The organism is Bordetella genomosp. 13, assembly GCF_007679965.1.
Classification (GTDB): domain Bacteria; phylum Pseudomonadota; class Gammaproteobacteria; order Burkholderiales; family Burkholderiaceae_B; genus Bordetella.
Map to the genome: position 1 here is coordinate 562,942 of NZ_VEHL01000002.1, position 14,310 is coordinate 577,251.

The 14,310-nt window shown below is 69.8% G+C and carries 14 protein-coding genes; 3 read left to right on the forward strand and 11 right to left on the reverse strand.

Annotation, left to right across the window (positions count from 1 at the left end; all coding sequences use genetic code 11):
• Positions 1 to 19 precede the first annotated feature (19 nt).
• Entirely contained in the window at positions 20 to 910 is an 891-nt protein-coding gene (locus FS845_RS08415) for a LysR family transcriptional regulator (protein WP_144632642.1), read from the reverse strand.
• A gap of 136 nt (positions 911 to 1,046) precedes the next feature.
• Between FS845_RS08415 and FS845_RS08420 the strand changes: the two genes are divergently transcribed.
• Positions 1,047 to 1,697: a hydrolase gene (locus FS845_RS08420; RefSeq protein ID WP_144632645.1), complete on the forward strand. Its 651-nt coding sequence runs from the start codon at positions 1,047 to 1,049 to the stop codon at positions 1,695 to 1,697.
• 128 nt (positions 1,698 to 1,825) lie between these two features.
• On the opposite strand, the gene FS845_RS08425 is transcribed toward FS845_RS08420, so the two are convergent.
• Complete coding sequence (locus tag FS845_RS08425) at positions 1,826 to 2,821, reverse strand: tripartite tricarboxylate transporter substrate binding protein (RefSeq protein ID WP_144632648.1); 996 nt, start codon at positions 2,819 to 2,821, stop codon at positions 1,826 to 1,828.
• Positions 2,818 to 3,648, reverse strand: coding sequence for an amidohydrolase family protein (locus FS845_RS08430; RefSeq protein WP_260986214.1), 831 nt, complete (start codon positions 3,646 to 3,648; stop codon positions 2,818 to 2,820). The genes FS845_RS08425 and FS845_RS08430 overlap by 4 nt, the downstream gene beginning before the upstream one ends.
• A gap of 113 nt (positions 3,649 to 3,761) precedes the next feature.
• Here FS845_RS08430 and FS845_RS08435 point away from each other — a divergent pair, with 113 nt between their 5' ends.
• A complete protein-coding gene (locus tag FS845_RS08435; RefSeq protein WP_144632652.1) occupies positions 3,762 to 4,667 on the forward strand; it encodes a LysR family transcriptional regulator in 906 nt (301 codons plus the stop codon).
• A 15-nt stretch (positions 4,668 to 4,682) separates the two neighbouring features.
• Here the strand turns inward: FS845_RS08435 and FS845_RS08440 are convergent, their stop codons facing one another.
• The 8 genes from FS845_RS08440 to mpl all read right to left on the reverse strand — a co-directional run bounded on the left by FS845_RS08440 (position 4,683) and on the right by mpl (position 13,649).
• Positions 4,683 to 5,519 carry a symmetrical bis(5'-nucleosyl)-tetraphosphatase gene (locus FS845_RS08440; RefSeq protein ID WP_144632654.1) on the reverse strand — a complete coding sequence of 279 codons (837 nt, stop codon included), beginning with the start codon at positions 5,517 to 5,519 and terminating at the stop codon, positions 4,683 to 4,685.
• On the reverse strand, positions 5,516 to 6,694 hold the full coding sequence (gene lptG, locus FS845_RS08445) for an LPS export ABC transporter permease LptG (RefSeq protein WP_144632657.1): 1,179 nt from the start codon (positions 6,692 to 6,694) through the stop codon (positions 5,516 to 5,518). Before lptG ends, FS845_RS08440 begins: the two co-directional genes overlap by 4 nt.
• Positions 6,695 to 6,777: 83 nt before the next feature.
• Positions 6,778 to 7,482, reverse strand: a complete 705-nt coding sequence (gene mtgA, locus FS845_RS08450; protein WP_144632660.1) for a monofunctional biosynthetic peptidoglycan transglycosylase — start codon at positions 7,480 to 7,482, stop codon at positions 6,778 to 6,780.
• Between the two features lie 34 nt (positions 7,483 to 7,516).
• Positions 7,517 to 8,368: a shikimate dehydrogenase gene (gene aroE / locus FS845_RS08455; protein WP_144632664.1), complete on the reverse strand. Its 852-nt coding sequence runs from the start codon at positions 8,366 to 8,368 to the stop codon at positions 7,517 to 7,519.
• Between the two features lie 235 nt (positions 8,369 to 8,603).
• Positions 8,604 to 9,500, reverse strand: a complete 897-nt coding sequence (locus tag FS845_RS08460; RefSeq protein ID WP_144632668.1) for an energy transducer TonB — start codon at positions 9,498 to 9,500, stop codon at positions 8,604 to 8,606.
• A 134-nt stretch (positions 9,501 to 9,634) separates the two neighbouring features.
• Positions 9,635 to 11,518 (reverse strand): ribonuclease catalytic domain-containing protein, encoded by a 1,884-nt coding sequence (locus tag FS845_RS08465; protein ID WP_144632671.1) that lies wholly within the window; start codon positions 11,516 to 11,518, stop codon positions 9,635 to 9,637.
• Between the two features lie 72 nt (positions 11,519 to 11,590).
• On the reverse strand, positions 11,591 to 12,211 hold the full coding sequence (locus tag FS845_RS08470; RefSeq protein ID WP_409929270.1) for a YqiA/YcfP family alpha/beta fold hydrolase: 621 nt from the start codon (positions 12,209 to 12,211) through the stop codon (positions 11,591 to 11,593).
• 4 nt (positions 12,212 to 12,215) lie between these two features.
• Positions 12,216 to 13,649 (reverse strand): UDP-N-acetylmuramate:L-alanyl-gamma-D-glutamyl-meso-diaminopimelate ligase, encoded by a 1,434-nt coding sequence (gene mpl, locus FS845_RS08475; protein WP_144632674.1) that lies wholly within the window; start codon positions 13,647 to 13,649, stop codon positions 12,216 to 12,218.
• A 72-nt stretch (positions 13,650 to 13,721) separates the two neighbouring features.
• Between mpl and FS845_RS08480 the strand changes: the two genes are divergently transcribed.
• Positions 13,722 to 14,240, forward strand: coding sequence for a TlpA family protein disulfide reductase (locus tag FS845_RS08480; protein ID WP_144632677.1), 519 nt, complete (start codon positions 13,722 to 13,724; stop codon positions 14,238 to 14,240).
• The last annotated feature ends 70 nt before the right edge of the window (positions 14,241 to 14,310 follow it).

The following is a 14,310-nucleotide window of genomic DNA, read 5'->3' on the forward strand; positions in this document are numbered from 1 at the left end:
CCGGCGCCGGCCCTTCGCGCTAGCGTGGCGCCTCGACGGGTTCGGTCCGGCCCAGATAGTCGATCAGCAGTTCCGTCAGCACCCGTATCTTCCGGTCCGGATGCTGCGCGGGCGGGCGCACGACGTATACGCCGGCCGGCGGCGGCGGATAGCGCGTCATCACCGGCACCAGCGCGCCGCTGTCCACGTGTGCCCGGGTCAGGCAGTCGGGAACCCAGGCGATGCCCAGTCCCGCCACGGCGGCCGCCGTCAGCGCCGCGCCGTTGTCCGCCGTGAAGCGTCCGCGCGGATGCACGGTGCGGATCCTGTCGCCGTCCATGAACTGCCAGCTTTCCGTGCCCTGCATCAGCGCCTGGTGGGCGGCGAGCTCGTCCGGCGTGTCGGGCGCTCCGTGCGCGGCGATGTAGGCCGGGCTGGCCACCAGCTTGCCGTACAGCGGTCCGACGCGGCGCGCGATCAGGTCCGAGTCCGGCAGGTAGCCCACCCGTATCGCGCAGTCGTATCCTTCCGCGACCAGGTCGACGAAGCGGTCGCTGTAGGCGGTATGGAGTTGCAGGCGCGGGTGGCGCCCGGCCATCTCCGCCAGCATGGGCGCCAGGTAGGTGGGGCCGATGGACAGGGGCGCGGCGACGCGCAGCCGGCCGCGCAGATCGCCGGCCGGCAGGATGGATTCCCTGGCCGCGTCGATGTCGGCGCAGACCCGCGCCGCATGGTCCCGGAAAGTGCTCCCGGCCTCGGTCAGGGCCGCGCCGCGGGTGGTGCGCGCCAGCAGCTGCACGCCCAGCTCCGCCTCGAGTCGCAGCAGCCGCCGGCTGACGATGGACTTGGCGACGCCCAGCCGACGCGCGGCGGGCGAGACACCCCCCGCGTCGGCCACTTCCACGAAGGTCCGGAGCTCCTCGATGTCCACGTCGGCGTTCCTGTCATGGCGACACAGCGTCGCTCGGAAAGGCAATATCGTACCAACAGGAGGAATGCCAGAATCCTTTCCAGGCCGTGCCGCATCCGGCGCGGGCCTTCGAAACCCTCTTCAAAAGGATTCCCGCATGGCATTGCGCAATGGTCTTGATTCCCTGCTTCGCCCCGAAGACTCGGTGCTGGTCCTGATCGACCACCAGCCCTACCAGCTTGCGAACGTCAACAGCCACGAGCCGCAGATGGTGATCAACAACGCGGCGGGGCTTGCAAAGGCCGCCAGGGCCTTCGGCGTTCCCACCACCCTGACCAGCGTGATCGCCGAGCGGGGCGGCCTCATCTTCCCGCAGATCACCGAGGTGTTCCCCGGCCAGGAGGTGATCGACCGCACGCTCATCAACACCTGGCAGGACCGGAAAGTCGTGGAGGCGGTCGAGGCGACGGGCCGCAAGCAACTGGTCATCGCGGGCCTGTGGACCGAGGTGTGCGTGGCGATGCCCGTGATCCAGGCGCTGGGCGAAGGCTGGGACGTGACGGTGATCACCGACGCGTCGGGCGCCGTGTCCGCCGAGGCGCACCAGGTCGCCATCCAGCGCATGATCGCGGCCGGCGCCAACATGATGACGTGGCTCGCGCTGGCTGCGGAATGGCAGCGCGACTGGGCCCGCGCCGATTCGGCGGCCAGGCTGACGGAAGTCATCCAGCAGCACGCGGGCGGCAGCGGCATCGCCTATCTGTGGGAGCAGCAACTGCTGAACACACCGGCGCCCGCCCAGGCCTGATCCGGACGAGGGAAGGGGCGCCGCGGCGTCTTTTCAACGGCGCGAGGCGATGGACACGCCATGCCCGTACCCTGTCCGAGGCCATGGACGCGCGCTCCGGCAAGCCGTCGCGTCCATGGCTCTGGCGCTCAGTCCAGCGAGATCTTCGCGTCCTGCACCACCTTCTGCCATTTGGCGATCTCGGCGCGGCGGAAGGTATCCAGTTCGGCGGGCGTGGAGCCGATGATCTCGGCGCCGATGCCCGCCAGCGTGCGCGCCACGTCGGGTTCCTTCAGCACTTCGGCCAGCGCCCCGGACACCTGGTCGATGATGGACGCGGGCGTGCCGGCCGGCGCGAACACGGCATTCCATTCGTAGCTCTCGTAGCCCGGCACGCCCGATTCGGCGATGGTGGGCAGGTCCGGCACGGCCGGCGAGCGCGTCGAGCCGCCCACGGCCACGGGCCGCAGCTTGCCGTTCTTTATATGCGACCACGAGGAGCCCAGGCTGGCGAACATCACCGGCACCTGGCCCGCCATCACGTCCACCATGGCCGGGCCGCCACCCTTGTAGGCCACGTGTACCAGCTTCGTGCCGGCCAGCACGTTGAACAGCTCGCCGGCCAGATGCTGCGCCGAACCGGGGCCGGCCGAGGCGAAGTACACGTGCGTGCGCGTGTCCTTGCCCTGCCGCACCAGGTCGGCCACGGACTTGACCTCGTACGAGGGCGTGACGACCAGCACGTTGGGCACGCGCAGCAGCAGCGAGACCGGCGCGAAGTCGGCCAGCGTGTCGAACTGCATCTTGCTGTGCAGCGCCGGATTCTGCGCGTGGTTGGAGGCATCCAGCATCAGCGTGTAGCCGTCGGGCTTGGCCTTGGAGGCGTAGGCGCCGCCGATCATGCCGCCCGCGCCGCCGCGGTTCTCGATCACCACGGGCTGGCCCAGCTTCTCGGCCAGCTTGGGGCCGATCAGGCGGGCAACCACGTCCACCGTGCCGCCGGGCGGGTAGGTGACCACCAGCGTGAGGGGGCGTTCGGGCCAGGCCGCGGCGGCCGTTCCGACGGCCGCCAGCGACAGCAGGGCGGCCGCGCCGGCGCGGCCCAGGCCCAGGGCCACGCGGCCCAGTCGGGAAATTGTCTTCATGCGTCTTCTCCTTGGAATTGGAATAGGGTCAGGGGTGTCGTGGACAGCACGCCGCGCCGGTCGGCGGGGTCGTCCAGCCAGGCGTCCAGCCAGGCCAGGCTGGACGCGTAGTCCGCGCGGTCGCGGTGTTCGGTATGGGGCCAGTCGCTGCCCCACATCAGGCGGTCGGGGCCGTAGGCGGCCAGCAGCACGCGCGCGGCCTCGCGGCCGCAGTCCAGGGTCTGGCCGCCGGGCCAGTTGCGATAGGGCGCGGACAGCTTCACCCACACCCGGCCGGTGCCGGCGTGGACGAGCAGGTGACGCAGGTCGTCCAGCCGGCCCGGGCGGCCGAAATGGTCGACCACCACGCGGCAGTCCTGCGCGAGCAGCGGCGGCAGCAGGGCCGGCAGGCGGGCCGCCGGCGCGTGCACTTCCACGTGCCAGTCCAGCGCGTTGGCGCGTGCCAGCAGGGCGCGCCAGCCGGCGTCGGCGAAGTCGGGGTCGGGCAGGCCCATCAGGTTCAGGCGCATGCCCACCACGCCGGCGCCAGCGAGTTCGCGCAGCCGGGCGTCGTCGAACCCGGTGTCCACCACCGCCACGCCGCGCAGCCGGCCCGCCGCCGCCTGCAGCGCGCGCACCATGTAGCGGTTGTCGGTCCCCAGGAAGCTGGGCTGGACCAGCACGCCATGGCGCAGTCCGTTCGCGTCCAGCAGCGCCAGGTATTGCTCCAGGAAGGCGTCGTAATCGGGCGCGTAGCGGCGCTGCGGTGCCAGCGGCAGGCCGCGTTCGAACACGTGGGCGTGGGTATCGACCGCGGCATAGGGGCGAGGGTCGGTTGCCTGGGGCAAGGCTGTCTCCGTCTTTGGCGCACGGCATGGCGCCGTGCATATAGGGCGGAATTCTAGGAAGCCTTTCCATATCGTTCTATATTCACCGTCTGATTTATACATATCGGTTCAATATGGAAACGCGACATCTGCGTCATTTTCTGGCCGTGGTGGAACACGGCAGCGTCAGCCGCGCGGCGGCCTGGCTGGGCATGGCCCAGCCCGCGCTCAGCCAATCGCTGGCGCGCATGGAAAAGGAACTGGGCGTGGCCCTGTTCGAGCGCTCGCGCCGTGGCGCGCGGCCCACGGCGGCGGCGCGCGCCATACTCGAGGACGTGCGGGTCAGCGTGGCGCGCATCGACGCCGCCGCGCGCCATGCGCGGCTGATCGCCCACGGCAGCGCGGGCCAGCTCACCATCGGACTGGTGTCGTCCGCCCTGTTCGAGATGCTGCCCCGCGCGCTGCGGGCATTGCGCCGCCAGGCGCCCGGCGTGAAGGTGGTGCTGCGCGAGATGAGCAACGCGGAGCAGGCCGAGGCTCTGCAGGCCGGCGAAATCGACATCGGACTGATGCACACGCCCGTCGCGGTGGGCGGCCGCATGCGCGAGCGCCAACTGCTGCGCGACCGGCTGGTCGCGGCCATACCCGACGAATTCGAGACCGGGCCGGACGGCAAGGTGTCGCTGGCGCAGATCGCCAGCGCGGGCCTGGTGCTGTATCCGCAGAACCAGCTGCCGGTGCTGTACGCGGGCATCCTGGACGCCATGCGCAAGGCGGGCCTGGAAACCCACGTGGCACAGGAGGCCAACCGGACGCTGACGGTGCTGGCCTGCGTGGCCGGGGGATGCGGCGTGGCGCTGCTGCCCAGCTGGATACGCGCGCTGGATTTCCGCGGCGTGCGCTTCTGCGAAGTGCGGGACGGCGCGGGCCTGCCCGGCTTCGACCTCAGCGCGATCTGGCCGGCGCGCTCGGTGCCGACGCTGGCCGACTTGTTCGCCGGGCTGGACCTGGGGCCGCTGGGCGAACCCGCGACGGACTAGGAGCGGCCGAGGCGCCTATTTGCCGCCCATCGGGTCGCGGAACTGCGAGCAGCGGATCTGCACCAGCTTGCGGTCCTGCAGCCGCACGGCGCTGAGCGCGCCACCCCAGATGCAGCCCGAATCCAGGCAGATGACGTCGTCGCGCATCAGCAGGCCCAACGTGGACCAGTGGCCGAACACCACGGTCACGTCGCGCGTGGCGCGCTTGGGCACGTCGAACCACGGGATCAGGCCATTGGGCCAGGCGCCGGGCGCGACCTTGGTGGCGAATTCCATGTGGCCCTGCTGCGTGCACAGGCGGATGCGCGTCAGCGCGTTGATGATGACGCGCAGGCGCTTGCCGCCGCCGTAATCGTCCTTCCACACCACCGGCTCGTTGCCGTACATCTTCTGCAGCGACTTCTGCCAGTTGTCGCCACGCAGGGCGTCCTGCACCTCGGCGGCCAGCGACAGGGTCTTGGCCACGTCCCACTTGGCCAGCACGCCGGCATGCACCAGCAGGTGGTCGTGCTCGAAATGGGCCAGCGGACGGAAGCGCAGCCAGTCGATCAGGTCGCTGGCGTCGGGCGCGTTCAGGATCTCGTCCAGGGTGTCCGACTTGGACGGCTTGCGCACGCCGGCCGCGGCGGCCAGCAGGTGCAGGTCATGGTTGCCCAGCACCGCGACACTGCGGTCTTCCAGCATCATGATGCGGCGCAGGGAGGCCAGCGACTGCGGACCCCGATTGATCAGGTCGCCGGCGAACCAGAACTGCGCCTCGGGTTCGCCCGCCAGTTCCGGGTGCGCCAGCAGGTCTTCCAGCGGATCGCAGCATCCCTGCACATCGCCGATCATCCAGATGCTGCCTTTCATGCGGGCACTCTTCTCCAGGGCCAGCGGCGTTCGACCAGGCGGCCCACCACGTGCCGGTATTCCATCAAGGTAAGGGCGCCGAAGGCCAGCAGCAAGGCGGCCACGTTCGGACCCAGGGCCGTCAGCCAGGGCGGCCAGCGGCTGAGCATGCCGACGTTCAGCGCCAGCTGGTTGAGCATGAAGAAGCCCACGCCCAGCAGGATGCCGATGAATACCTTCGCGCCCACGCCGCCGCGGCGGGTCTGCATGAAGCTGATCGGCGCGGCGATCGTGATCATGACCAGCAGCGTGAACGGGTAGACCGCCTTGCGCCACAGGGCGACGATCTGCCGGTCGGCCTGCAGCTGGTTGTTGTGCAGATAGTCGATGTAGTCCAGCAGGGTGACGATGGACATGCGCTCGGGCGTCAGCACGCGCGCCAGCAGGCGTTCGGGGCTGAGGGTGGTGTCCAGCGCCAGTTCGGGCAGCCTGGTGACCTGCGCCGGCGGCCGTTCGGGCGGACGGGCGTTGGCCAGGGCCTCGGCGGCGTTGGGGTCGATGCGCGTCTGGACGACGTCGGTCAGGGTCAGGCTGCCGCTGCGCAGCACGCCCGAGGGGGCCTGCCAGGTGGCGGACAGTTCGAGGTCCTTCTTGAATTCGTACAGCATCACGTCGCCGACCTGGCCGCTGGCCAGCAGCTTCTGGATGTTGATGATGCGGGTGCCGCCTTCGCGCGTGGGCTCCTTGAACCAGTAGCCGCTGGCCAGCCGGCCGCCGCCCGCCTTGCCGCGCAGCATCAGGTTGGCCTCGCCGGTGCGGATCTCGGCCTCGGGCGTGACGAACTCGGACAGCAGCAGCGCACCCACCATCAGCGGAATGGTGATCAGCCACAGCGTGCCCAGCAGGCGCATGCCGCTGACGCCGGAGACGCGCAGGATGACCAGCTCGTTGCGCTGCGCCAGGCCCGCGAGGGCCAGGATGGAGCCGATCAGCAGCCCGATGGGCAGCAGGTCGTACAGCCGGGTAGGCAGTGCCAGGCCCTGCATGTAGAACAGGGCGAGCATGGTGAAGGTTTTGCCGACGTTGTCCAGATCGTCGACCAGCGCGAAGAACGTGAACAGTCCCAGCAGGGCCAGCAGGACCACTGCGCAGGAGCGATAGATTTCGCGAGCCAGGTAGCGGCGGGCGGTACGCATTGGGGGGATCGAACAGGATGGGACGTCTAAACGTGAAGCTTAACAAAATCTGCGCGCCGCATCGGCCGTACCTCGCCTGTTCGTCAGGGGATTTCCGCCTGGCGCATGCGGGCCGAGATGGTGGAGGCCCGCGAATTCAGGTAGCCCGTGCTGCGGTGGCGGTCGTAATAGCGCGGATTGGGCAGCATGGCGGCCAGTTTGGCCGCCTGGTAGGAGCCCAGCCCGCTGGCGCCGGTGTTGTAGTAATGCTGCGACGCCGCCTGCGCGCCGAACACGCCCGTGCCCCATTCGGCCACGTTCAGGTAGAGCTCGAGGATGCGCTGCTTGGACATGACGTGTTCGATCATGTAGGTCAGCACCAATTCCTGGCCCTTGCGCAGATAGGTGCGCGAGCCGGACAGGAACAGGTTCTTGGCCAGCTGCTGCGTGATGGTCGAGCCGCCGCGGCGCTTGTCGCGCCCCAGTTCCTCCTGGCGCTGGTTGTACTCCCAGGCCTTGCGGATGGCCTCCCATTCGACGCCGTCGTGCTCGACGAAGTTGGCGTCTTCCGAGGCGACCACGGCGCGCTTGAGCGACTCGCTGATCTTGTCATAGGGCACCCATTCGTACTTCAGCTTGAAGTCGGGGTCGTCCTCGCGCAGGCGCGACAGCTCTTCGCGCATCACCGCGCTGCTGCCGGGCGGCTGGTAGGCGTACCAGACCACCATGCAGAACAACCACAGCTGGTACAGGATCACCAGGCACAGGATGGCCATGACGGCCATCGCCGTCATCCGCCATATCGACATGCGCCGCGCCGGGCGGCTGCCGCGGGCCACGCCGTCAGCCCTCGGCCAGCAGCGCGGCGCGCAGCGCGACCAGCACCGGGGAGGGGTCCGGCCGCACGCCGTGCCAGATGTGGAAGCTTTCGGCGGCCTGGCCCACCAGCATGCCCAGGCCGTCGGCGCGGCGCGCGGCGCCGTCCGCCTCGGCCTGCCGCATGAAAGGCGTGGGGCGCGCGCCGTAGACCATGTCGTAGGCCATGGCGTCGGGGGCATACAGGCCGCCGGGCAGTTGCGGGGCGGCGTCCTGCAGGCCGCTGGCGGTGGCATTGATGACGACGTTCCAGCCGCCGGGCGTGGCGGCCTGGTCCAGCCCGCCTGCGCTGACGCGCGCGGGGCCGGGCAGGGCGGCGGCGGCCCAGGCCCGCGCCAGCTCGTCGGCCCTGGCCTTGGTCCGGTTCACGATGTGGATGCGGGCGCAGCCCGCCTCGGCCAGCGGCTGCAGCACGCCGCGCGCCGCGCCGCCCGCGCCGACCAGCAGCACGCGCGCGTCGCGCAGGGCGACGCCCAGCCGCGCCAGGTCGCTGACCAGGCCCACGCCGTCGGTATTGTCGCCATGCCAGGCGCCTTCCTGCAGCCACAGGGTGTTGACCGCGCCCGCCAGCTTCGCGCGCGCCGAGACACGCTCGCCGGCCAGGGCCCAGGCTTCCTGCTTGAAGGGCACGGTCACGTTCAGTCCCAGGCCGGCGGCTTCGCGGAAGGCCTGCACCGTTGGCGCGAACCCGTCCAGCGGCGCCAGCAGGCGCTCGTACTGCAGCGGCCGGCCGGTCTGCGTCGAGAACATCGCGTGGATTTGCGGCGAACGGCTGTGGGCGATGGGATTGCCGATGACGGCGTAGCGGGGAAGGGTCATGGTGTAGCTCCGTGCTGCGCACTTCGGCATTCGCCCTTGAGGCGGCTCGGCGGGTTTATCGAGAGGCCTGCGTGCTGCGCACTTCGGCATTCGCCCTCGAGGCGGCTCGGCGGGTTTATCGAGAGGCCTGCGTGCTGCGCACTTCGGCATTCGCCCTTGAGGCGGCTCGGCGGGCGTATCGGGAAGCCTGCGTGCTGCGCACTTCGGCATTCACCCTTGAGGCGGCTCGGCGGGCTCATGGCACAGAAGTCTCCAGCGTGTCGTTCACGAAATGCCAGGTCCGGGTGATGACCAGCTCGTCGGTGTCGCGCGCCAGTTCGGGCGGGAAGGGGGCGAAGGGGGCGGCCATCTGGACGATGCGGCGCGCCGCCTGGTTCAGCACGGCATGCGGCGAAGGCCGGTCGATGTCGAACCCCGCCAGGCTGCCGTCGGCGCGCACCGTCACGGTGATGCGCAGCTTGCCGTAGATCCGGCCGCGCGCCTCGTCGGGATAGTGCTGCGTGCCGACCGACTCGACGCGGCGGCTCCAGCCGTCCAGGTAGGCAGCGTAGCGCGAGGCCGCGGCCGAGGGCGCCACGTACGCGCGGCGCGGCTGGGCGTTGTATTCATGGACGCGCTCGGACAGCGCGGCGATGCGGGCGTTCTGCACGATGCCGGGCTGCTGGGCGCTATCGTCGCCGGCCTCGGCGATCTCTGGCCACGGATGCATGGGCTGGCGCTCCGCGCCAGTGTGCTGCTGCGATTCCAGCTGGGTCAGCAGCCGCGTCTGCTCGGCTTCCAACTGAAGTTGCCGCTGGCGCATGGCCTGCAGCACGATGGTCTGGGCCGATTCGCCGGTGCGCGGCAGCGGCGATTGCGCCATGCCGCTGTCGGCGTCGCCGCCGCCGTCGACCTGCTGTTGCGCCAGCGCTTGGGCCTGCACGGGCGCGGTCTCGGTCCTGGCATTGACCAGCACCACCTCGAGCGACTGCGCGGGCGCCCGCGCCGAGGCCCCGGGGCCGAAGCGCCAGGCAAGCACGCCGGCGTGCACCAGCAGCGAGATCGCCAGGCCGACCAGCAGGTAATGCTGCGCCGGGGCGCTCAGCCAGTGCCGGAAACGACCGGAAGAGGGGGAGGGAGCGGACGATTGCACGAGGGCATTTTAGGGCAGTTGGCAAGATCCGCCGGATTCGGGGCGGGGCCTTTGCCTGCCGTCCGGCGGATCGCCCCACCATGACCGCCGCGCCATGGAAAAGGGCGGCCGGGGCCGCCCTGGGTCTGGGCTGGTCAGGCCGCCGGACCTACGTACCGGCAGTCCAGTTCCAGCGCCAGTTCGTCGCGGCCCAGGATGTCGATCTCGACCGCGGCGCCGCGCTCCAGCTCGGGCAGACCGCCCACCTTGGTGACCAGCGGCGCATTGGCCAGGCGCACCAGGTCGTCGCGCAGGACGTTCGCCGTCACGCGCGTCAGGCCCTGCTGCTTGATCCAGCGCAAGCACCAGTAGCGCTCCATGGCGCCCTGGAACTCGGACCAGGCTGCGTACTGCGCGTCGAACGCGCCGATGATGGCGAACAGGTCGGCGTCGCGCGGCTTGAAGGGCGCCACCAGGCGCGCGGACACGCCGTTATCCACCGCCGCGATCAGCTGCCACTGGTTGACCAGGTCGACGTAGCGGCGCAGCGGCGACGTGCTCCACGCGTACTGCGGCACGCCGATGGCCTCGTGCGGCAGGGCCTGGGTGCTCATGCGCACGCGGCCGGCCTGTTGCGAACGGTAGATGCCCGGCACGCCGTGCTGGTTCAGCAGGCCGCCCCACAGGTTGTTGGCCAGGATCATGTACTCGGCCACCATGCGGTCCAGCGGTGCGTTGCGCTGGCGCGGCACCAGGCGCACCGGGGTGTCCGGATCGTCGGGATTGCCGTCCAGGTAGAAGCTGTACTCGACGCGGGAGTTGTTCTCGGGCTTGCCGCGCGCCTCGTCGCGCTTGGCCGACAGGGCCTGTGCCAGGCGCCACAGCGGCCGCAACCAGTGTGCGTAGGGCAGCTCGGCCTGCGGATCGTCCAGCGCGGCTTCGGTGACCTGCGTGTCCAGCTGATTGTGGCGCAGGTTCTCGCGCACCACGATGCGCTCCAGGCGCGTCTCGGACTCGATGATCTCACCGGTGGCGGGATCGGCCGTCACGTATAGCGACAGCGCCGGCACCGCGCGGCCCGCGTCCAGCGAGAACGCCTGGATCACGTTGTCGGGCTGCATCGGGATCTTGTCGCCGGGCATGTATACGGTGGACAGGCGCGCGCGTGCCAGCTTGTCCAGCTCGCTGTCGCGCGTCACCGCCAGGCCGGGCGCGGCCACGTGCACGCCCACGCGCACGCGGCCGTCGGGCAGTTCGGCCACGGACAGGGCGTCGTCGATCTCGGTGGTGGTGACGTCGTCCACCGAATAGATCTCGGCCTCGGACAGCGGCAGTTCACGTTCGATGGCCGGCACTTCCACGTCGGGGAAGCCCGTGCCGCGCGGAAAATGCACGGCGAGGAAGCGGCGCTTGTGCAGGGCCAGGGCATGGGGCCACGCGCCCAGTTCCAGCAGCAGGCGGTCCGGCGTCTTGTGCAGGCGCGTGCAGGCGGCGTCCAGCGCCTTCCAGGCCTGCGTGTTCTTGTCTGGACGCACCAGCAGCGACTCTGCGGCCTGCGCGATGACCTCGGGCAGCTTGCCCTCGGCCATTTCGTCGACCCACTGCTGCTGCTGCTCGGCCTGCAGGCGCTTCTTCTCCAGCGCCGCCAGCGCGGCCGCCAGGATGTCCGGCGGGGCGGGGCGGTAGCGCCCGGTGCCGCGCCGATGGAAATAGGCTGGCGCGCCGTGCAGGCGCATCAACAGCGCGGCGTGCTCGACCGGGGTGGGCGCATGGCCGAAGTAGTCGGCGCCCAGCGTGGGGGCGTCGAACTCTTCCTGAGGCGCGCATTCCCAGAGGAACTGCAGATCGATGTCCTCGGCCGCGGCAGCCGCCTGTGCCAGCAGCGCCGCGGGGTCGGGCGACGCGAAGGTGAACAGCGTGCTGTTGCGCTTGATCTTGCTGCGCTTGCCGGAGTCGGACTCTATCTGAAGCGTGGCGTCCGCCTCGGACATGATGTTGGCTGCCTTGAAGCCGCCGTCATCTTCGAAAAACACGTACATATTTGCGATCGATCCATCTGGCGCCGTCGGGCGCGCCGCCGGCAGGTCGAAGCCCGCCGTCGGCAGTAGGTCTTAGTGTGATGTGCAGGCGCCCAGCGCGAATTCCAGCACCTCGGGCAGCCATTGCGCGAAATCGGACAGGCCATGGTCGCTGCCCTGGACGATGCGTTGCCGGCAGCCGGCATAGCGGTCGCGCATTTCGCGCCAGTCGAGCACTTCGTCGCCGGTGGCGGCCACCAGGAAATAGCGCTCGAGGTGGCTGAGGATGGGCACCTCCATGTCCGCCAGCTCCTGTACGTACTGCGGCAGGAACACGAACGGCGCGTCCGAATGATACATGCGATGCTCGCCCACCTGGGTGGCGAGATCGCGCGCCGCGTGCACGGCGGGATTCAGCAGCACGGCCCGGCAGCCCAGGCGCTCGGCCAGCCAGGTGGCGTAGTAGCCGCCCAGCGACGAGCCCACCACGGTCAGGTGGCGCGGCCCGGGCAGGTGCTGCAATTGCCGCTGGGCGATGCCCAGGATCAGCTCGCCCGCCTCGCGCGGGCTGGCGGGCAGCTGCGGGCAGGCCCAGGCCCGCGACAGGCCGCGCTCGGCCACGGCCTGTTCCATCAGCCGCGCCTTGAATGACGCGGGCGCCGACCGGAACCCGTGCAGATAGAGAATGGCGTGTGCGGGCATGGAAGCGCTCATTGGACTACCTCCGTGCTGCGCACGCCGGTATTCGCCCTTGGGACGGCCCGGCTGGCTCATGGGCCAGGGCGTCCAGCAGCTTGCCGTGCACGCCGCCGAAGCCGCCGTTGCTCATCACCACGACGTGGTCGCCCGGCCGGGCGGCGGACGAGACCGCCGCCACCAGGGCGTTCAGGTCGTCGAAGCTGGCGGCGCGTTCGCCCAGCGGGGCCAGCACGGCGGCCGGGTCCCAGCCCAGCGCCTGCTTGCCCTCCTTGGCGCCGAAGCAGAACACCAGATCGGCCTGCCGCAGCGAACCGGGCAGGCGTTCGGCCATGGTGCCCAGCTTCATGGTGTTCGAGCGCGGCTCCAGCACCGCCAGGATGCGCGCCTGGCCCACCTGGCGGCGCAGGCCGTCCAGCGTGGTGGCGATGGCGGTGGGATGGTGAGCGAAGTCGTCGTAGACCTTCACGCCATTGGCCGTGCCGCGCAGCTCCATGCGGCGCTTCACGCCGCCGAAGCGCGACAGCGCGGCGATGCCGTCGGCCGCCGCGATGCCGGCATGCTCCGCCGCGGCCAGCGCCGCCAGGGCATTCATGCGGTTGTGCTCGCCGCCCAGCGTCCAGCGCACCGTGCCCAGCGCCTGGCCGCCGCGCAGCACCGCGAAGGCGCCGTCCGCGTCAGCGGGGCCGGCCTGCCAGGCATCGGCCACGGCGGGGTCCGGCGCCGGGCCGAAACTTGCGACCTCCGACCAGCATCCGCGCGCCAGCACGCGGTCCAGCGCCTCGCTGCCGGTGGGTGCGACGATGCGGCCGCTGGCGGGAATGGTGCGTACCAGGTGATGGAATTGCGTCTCGATGGCCGCCAGATCCGGAAAGATGTCCGCGTGATCGTATTCCAGGTTGTTCAGGATGGCGGTGCGTGGCCGGTAGTGCACGAACTTCGAGCGCTTGTCGAAGAACGCCGTGTCGTACTCGTCCGCTTCGATGACGAAGGCATCCACCTGGGGATCGAAGCGCGCCGATACCTGCAGGTCGGGCGCGATGCCGCCGATCAGGAAGTTGGGGCGGCGGCCGTTGGCCTCGAGGATCCACGCCAGCATCGAACTGGTGGTGGTCTTGCCGTGCGTGCCCGCCACCGCCAGCACGTGCTGGCCCGGCAGGATGTGGTCGCCCAGCCATTGCGGGCCCGATACGTAGCGGGCACCGCTGTCGAGGATGGCTTCCATCAGCGGGTTGCCGCGGCTGACGACGTTGCCGATGACGAACAGGTCGGGCTCGAGCGCCAACTGGTCGGCGCCGAAGCCTTCGATCAGTTCGATGCCCTGTTCGGACAGCTGGGTGCTCATGGGGGGATAGACACCGGCGTCGCAGCCCGTGACCTTGTGGCCGGCCGCGCGCGCGATCAGCGCCAGCCCGCCCATGAACGTGCCGCAAATACCAAGAATGTGCAGATGCATGGGAGATCTCCTGGCGGCATTGTAGAGGCTGCCGCGTTCCCCCGCGGAGCGCTTGCGGTTATGATTCGGCCCATGAATCGCCGTCTCTTCCTGCACGCGGGCGCCGCCACGGCCATGGCCGTGGCCTATGCGCATCGCGTGCACGCCGCCCAGGATTCCGCCGTATCGCCCGACGCGGTCAAGGCCCTGTCCGACATGGCCCTGCCTGACCTCGACGGCCGGGCACACAAGCTGTCCGACTGGCGCGGCCGCCCCATGGTGGTCAACTTCTGGGCAACCTGGTGCGCGCCTTGCGTAAAAGAGATGCCCGAGCTCGATGCCATGCAGAAAAGCCATCCCAAGGTGCAATTCATCGGAATCGGCGTGGATAACGCGGACAACATCCGTAAATTCCTCGCCAGGGTTCCGGTCTCCTATCCCTTGGTGGTCATGGGCACCGGCGCCATCGATACCCTGCGCAAGCTGGGTAATCCCGCCGGCGGCCTGCCGTTTACGCTGGTTTTCAATGCAGATGGCACCGTGAACCGCAAAATCCTCGGGCAGATCGACGCGGCCGATCTTGGGCGCACGGTGGCGGGCCTGGCGGCCTGATGACGGGCAGCTTGCAACAATACGGCGATTTGGCGTAAAAAGTCGCTTTATCCATACTTTTTGCCGACGT

Bases quoted from the DNA above. Each gene is read 5' to 3' on its own strand.
- FS845_RS08420 (WP_144632645.1), top strand. From the start codon at position 1,047: ATGGCATTGCGCAATGGTCTTGATTCCCTGCTTCGCCCCGAAGACTCG.
- mtgA (WP_144632660.1), bottom strand. From the start codon at position 7,482: ATGTCGATATGGCGGATGACGGCGATGGCCGTCATGGCCATCCTGTGC.
- FS845_RS08480 (WP_144632677.1), top strand. From the start codon at position 13,722: ATGAATCGCCGTCTCTTCCTGCACGCGGGCGCCGCCACGGCCATGGCC.
- FS845_RS08470 (WP_409929270.1), bottom strand. From the start codon at position 12,211: ATGAGCGCTTCCATGCCCGCACACGCCATTCTCTATCTGCACGGGTTC.
- mpl (WP_144632674.1), bottom strand. From the start codon at position 13,649: ATGCATCTGCACATTCTTGGTATTTGCGGCACGTTCATGGGCGGGCTG.
- FS845_RS08465 (WP_144632671.1), bottom strand. From the start codon at position 11,518: ATGTACGTGTTTTTCGAAGATGACGGCGGCTTCAAGGCAGCCAACATC.
- FS845_RS08435 (WP_144632652.1), top strand. From the start codon at position 3,762: ATGGAAACGCGACATCTGCGTCATTTTCTGGCCGTGGTGGAACACGGC.
- FS845_RS08440 (WP_144632654.1), bottom strand. From the start codon at position 5,519: ATGAAAGGCAGCATCTGGATGATCGGCGATGTGCAGGGATGCTGCGAT.
- aroE (WP_144632664.1), bottom strand. From the start codon at position 8,368: ATGACCCTTCCCCGCTACGCCGTCATCGGCAATCCCATCGCCCACAGC.
- FS845_RS08425 (WP_144632648.1), bottom strand. From the start codon at position 2,821: ATGAAGACAATTTCCCGACTGGGCCGCGTGGCCCTGGGCCTGGGCCGC.
- lptG (WP_144632657.1), bottom strand. From the start codon at position 6,694: ATGCGTACCGCCCGCCGCTACCTGGCTCGCGAAATCTATCGCTCCTGC.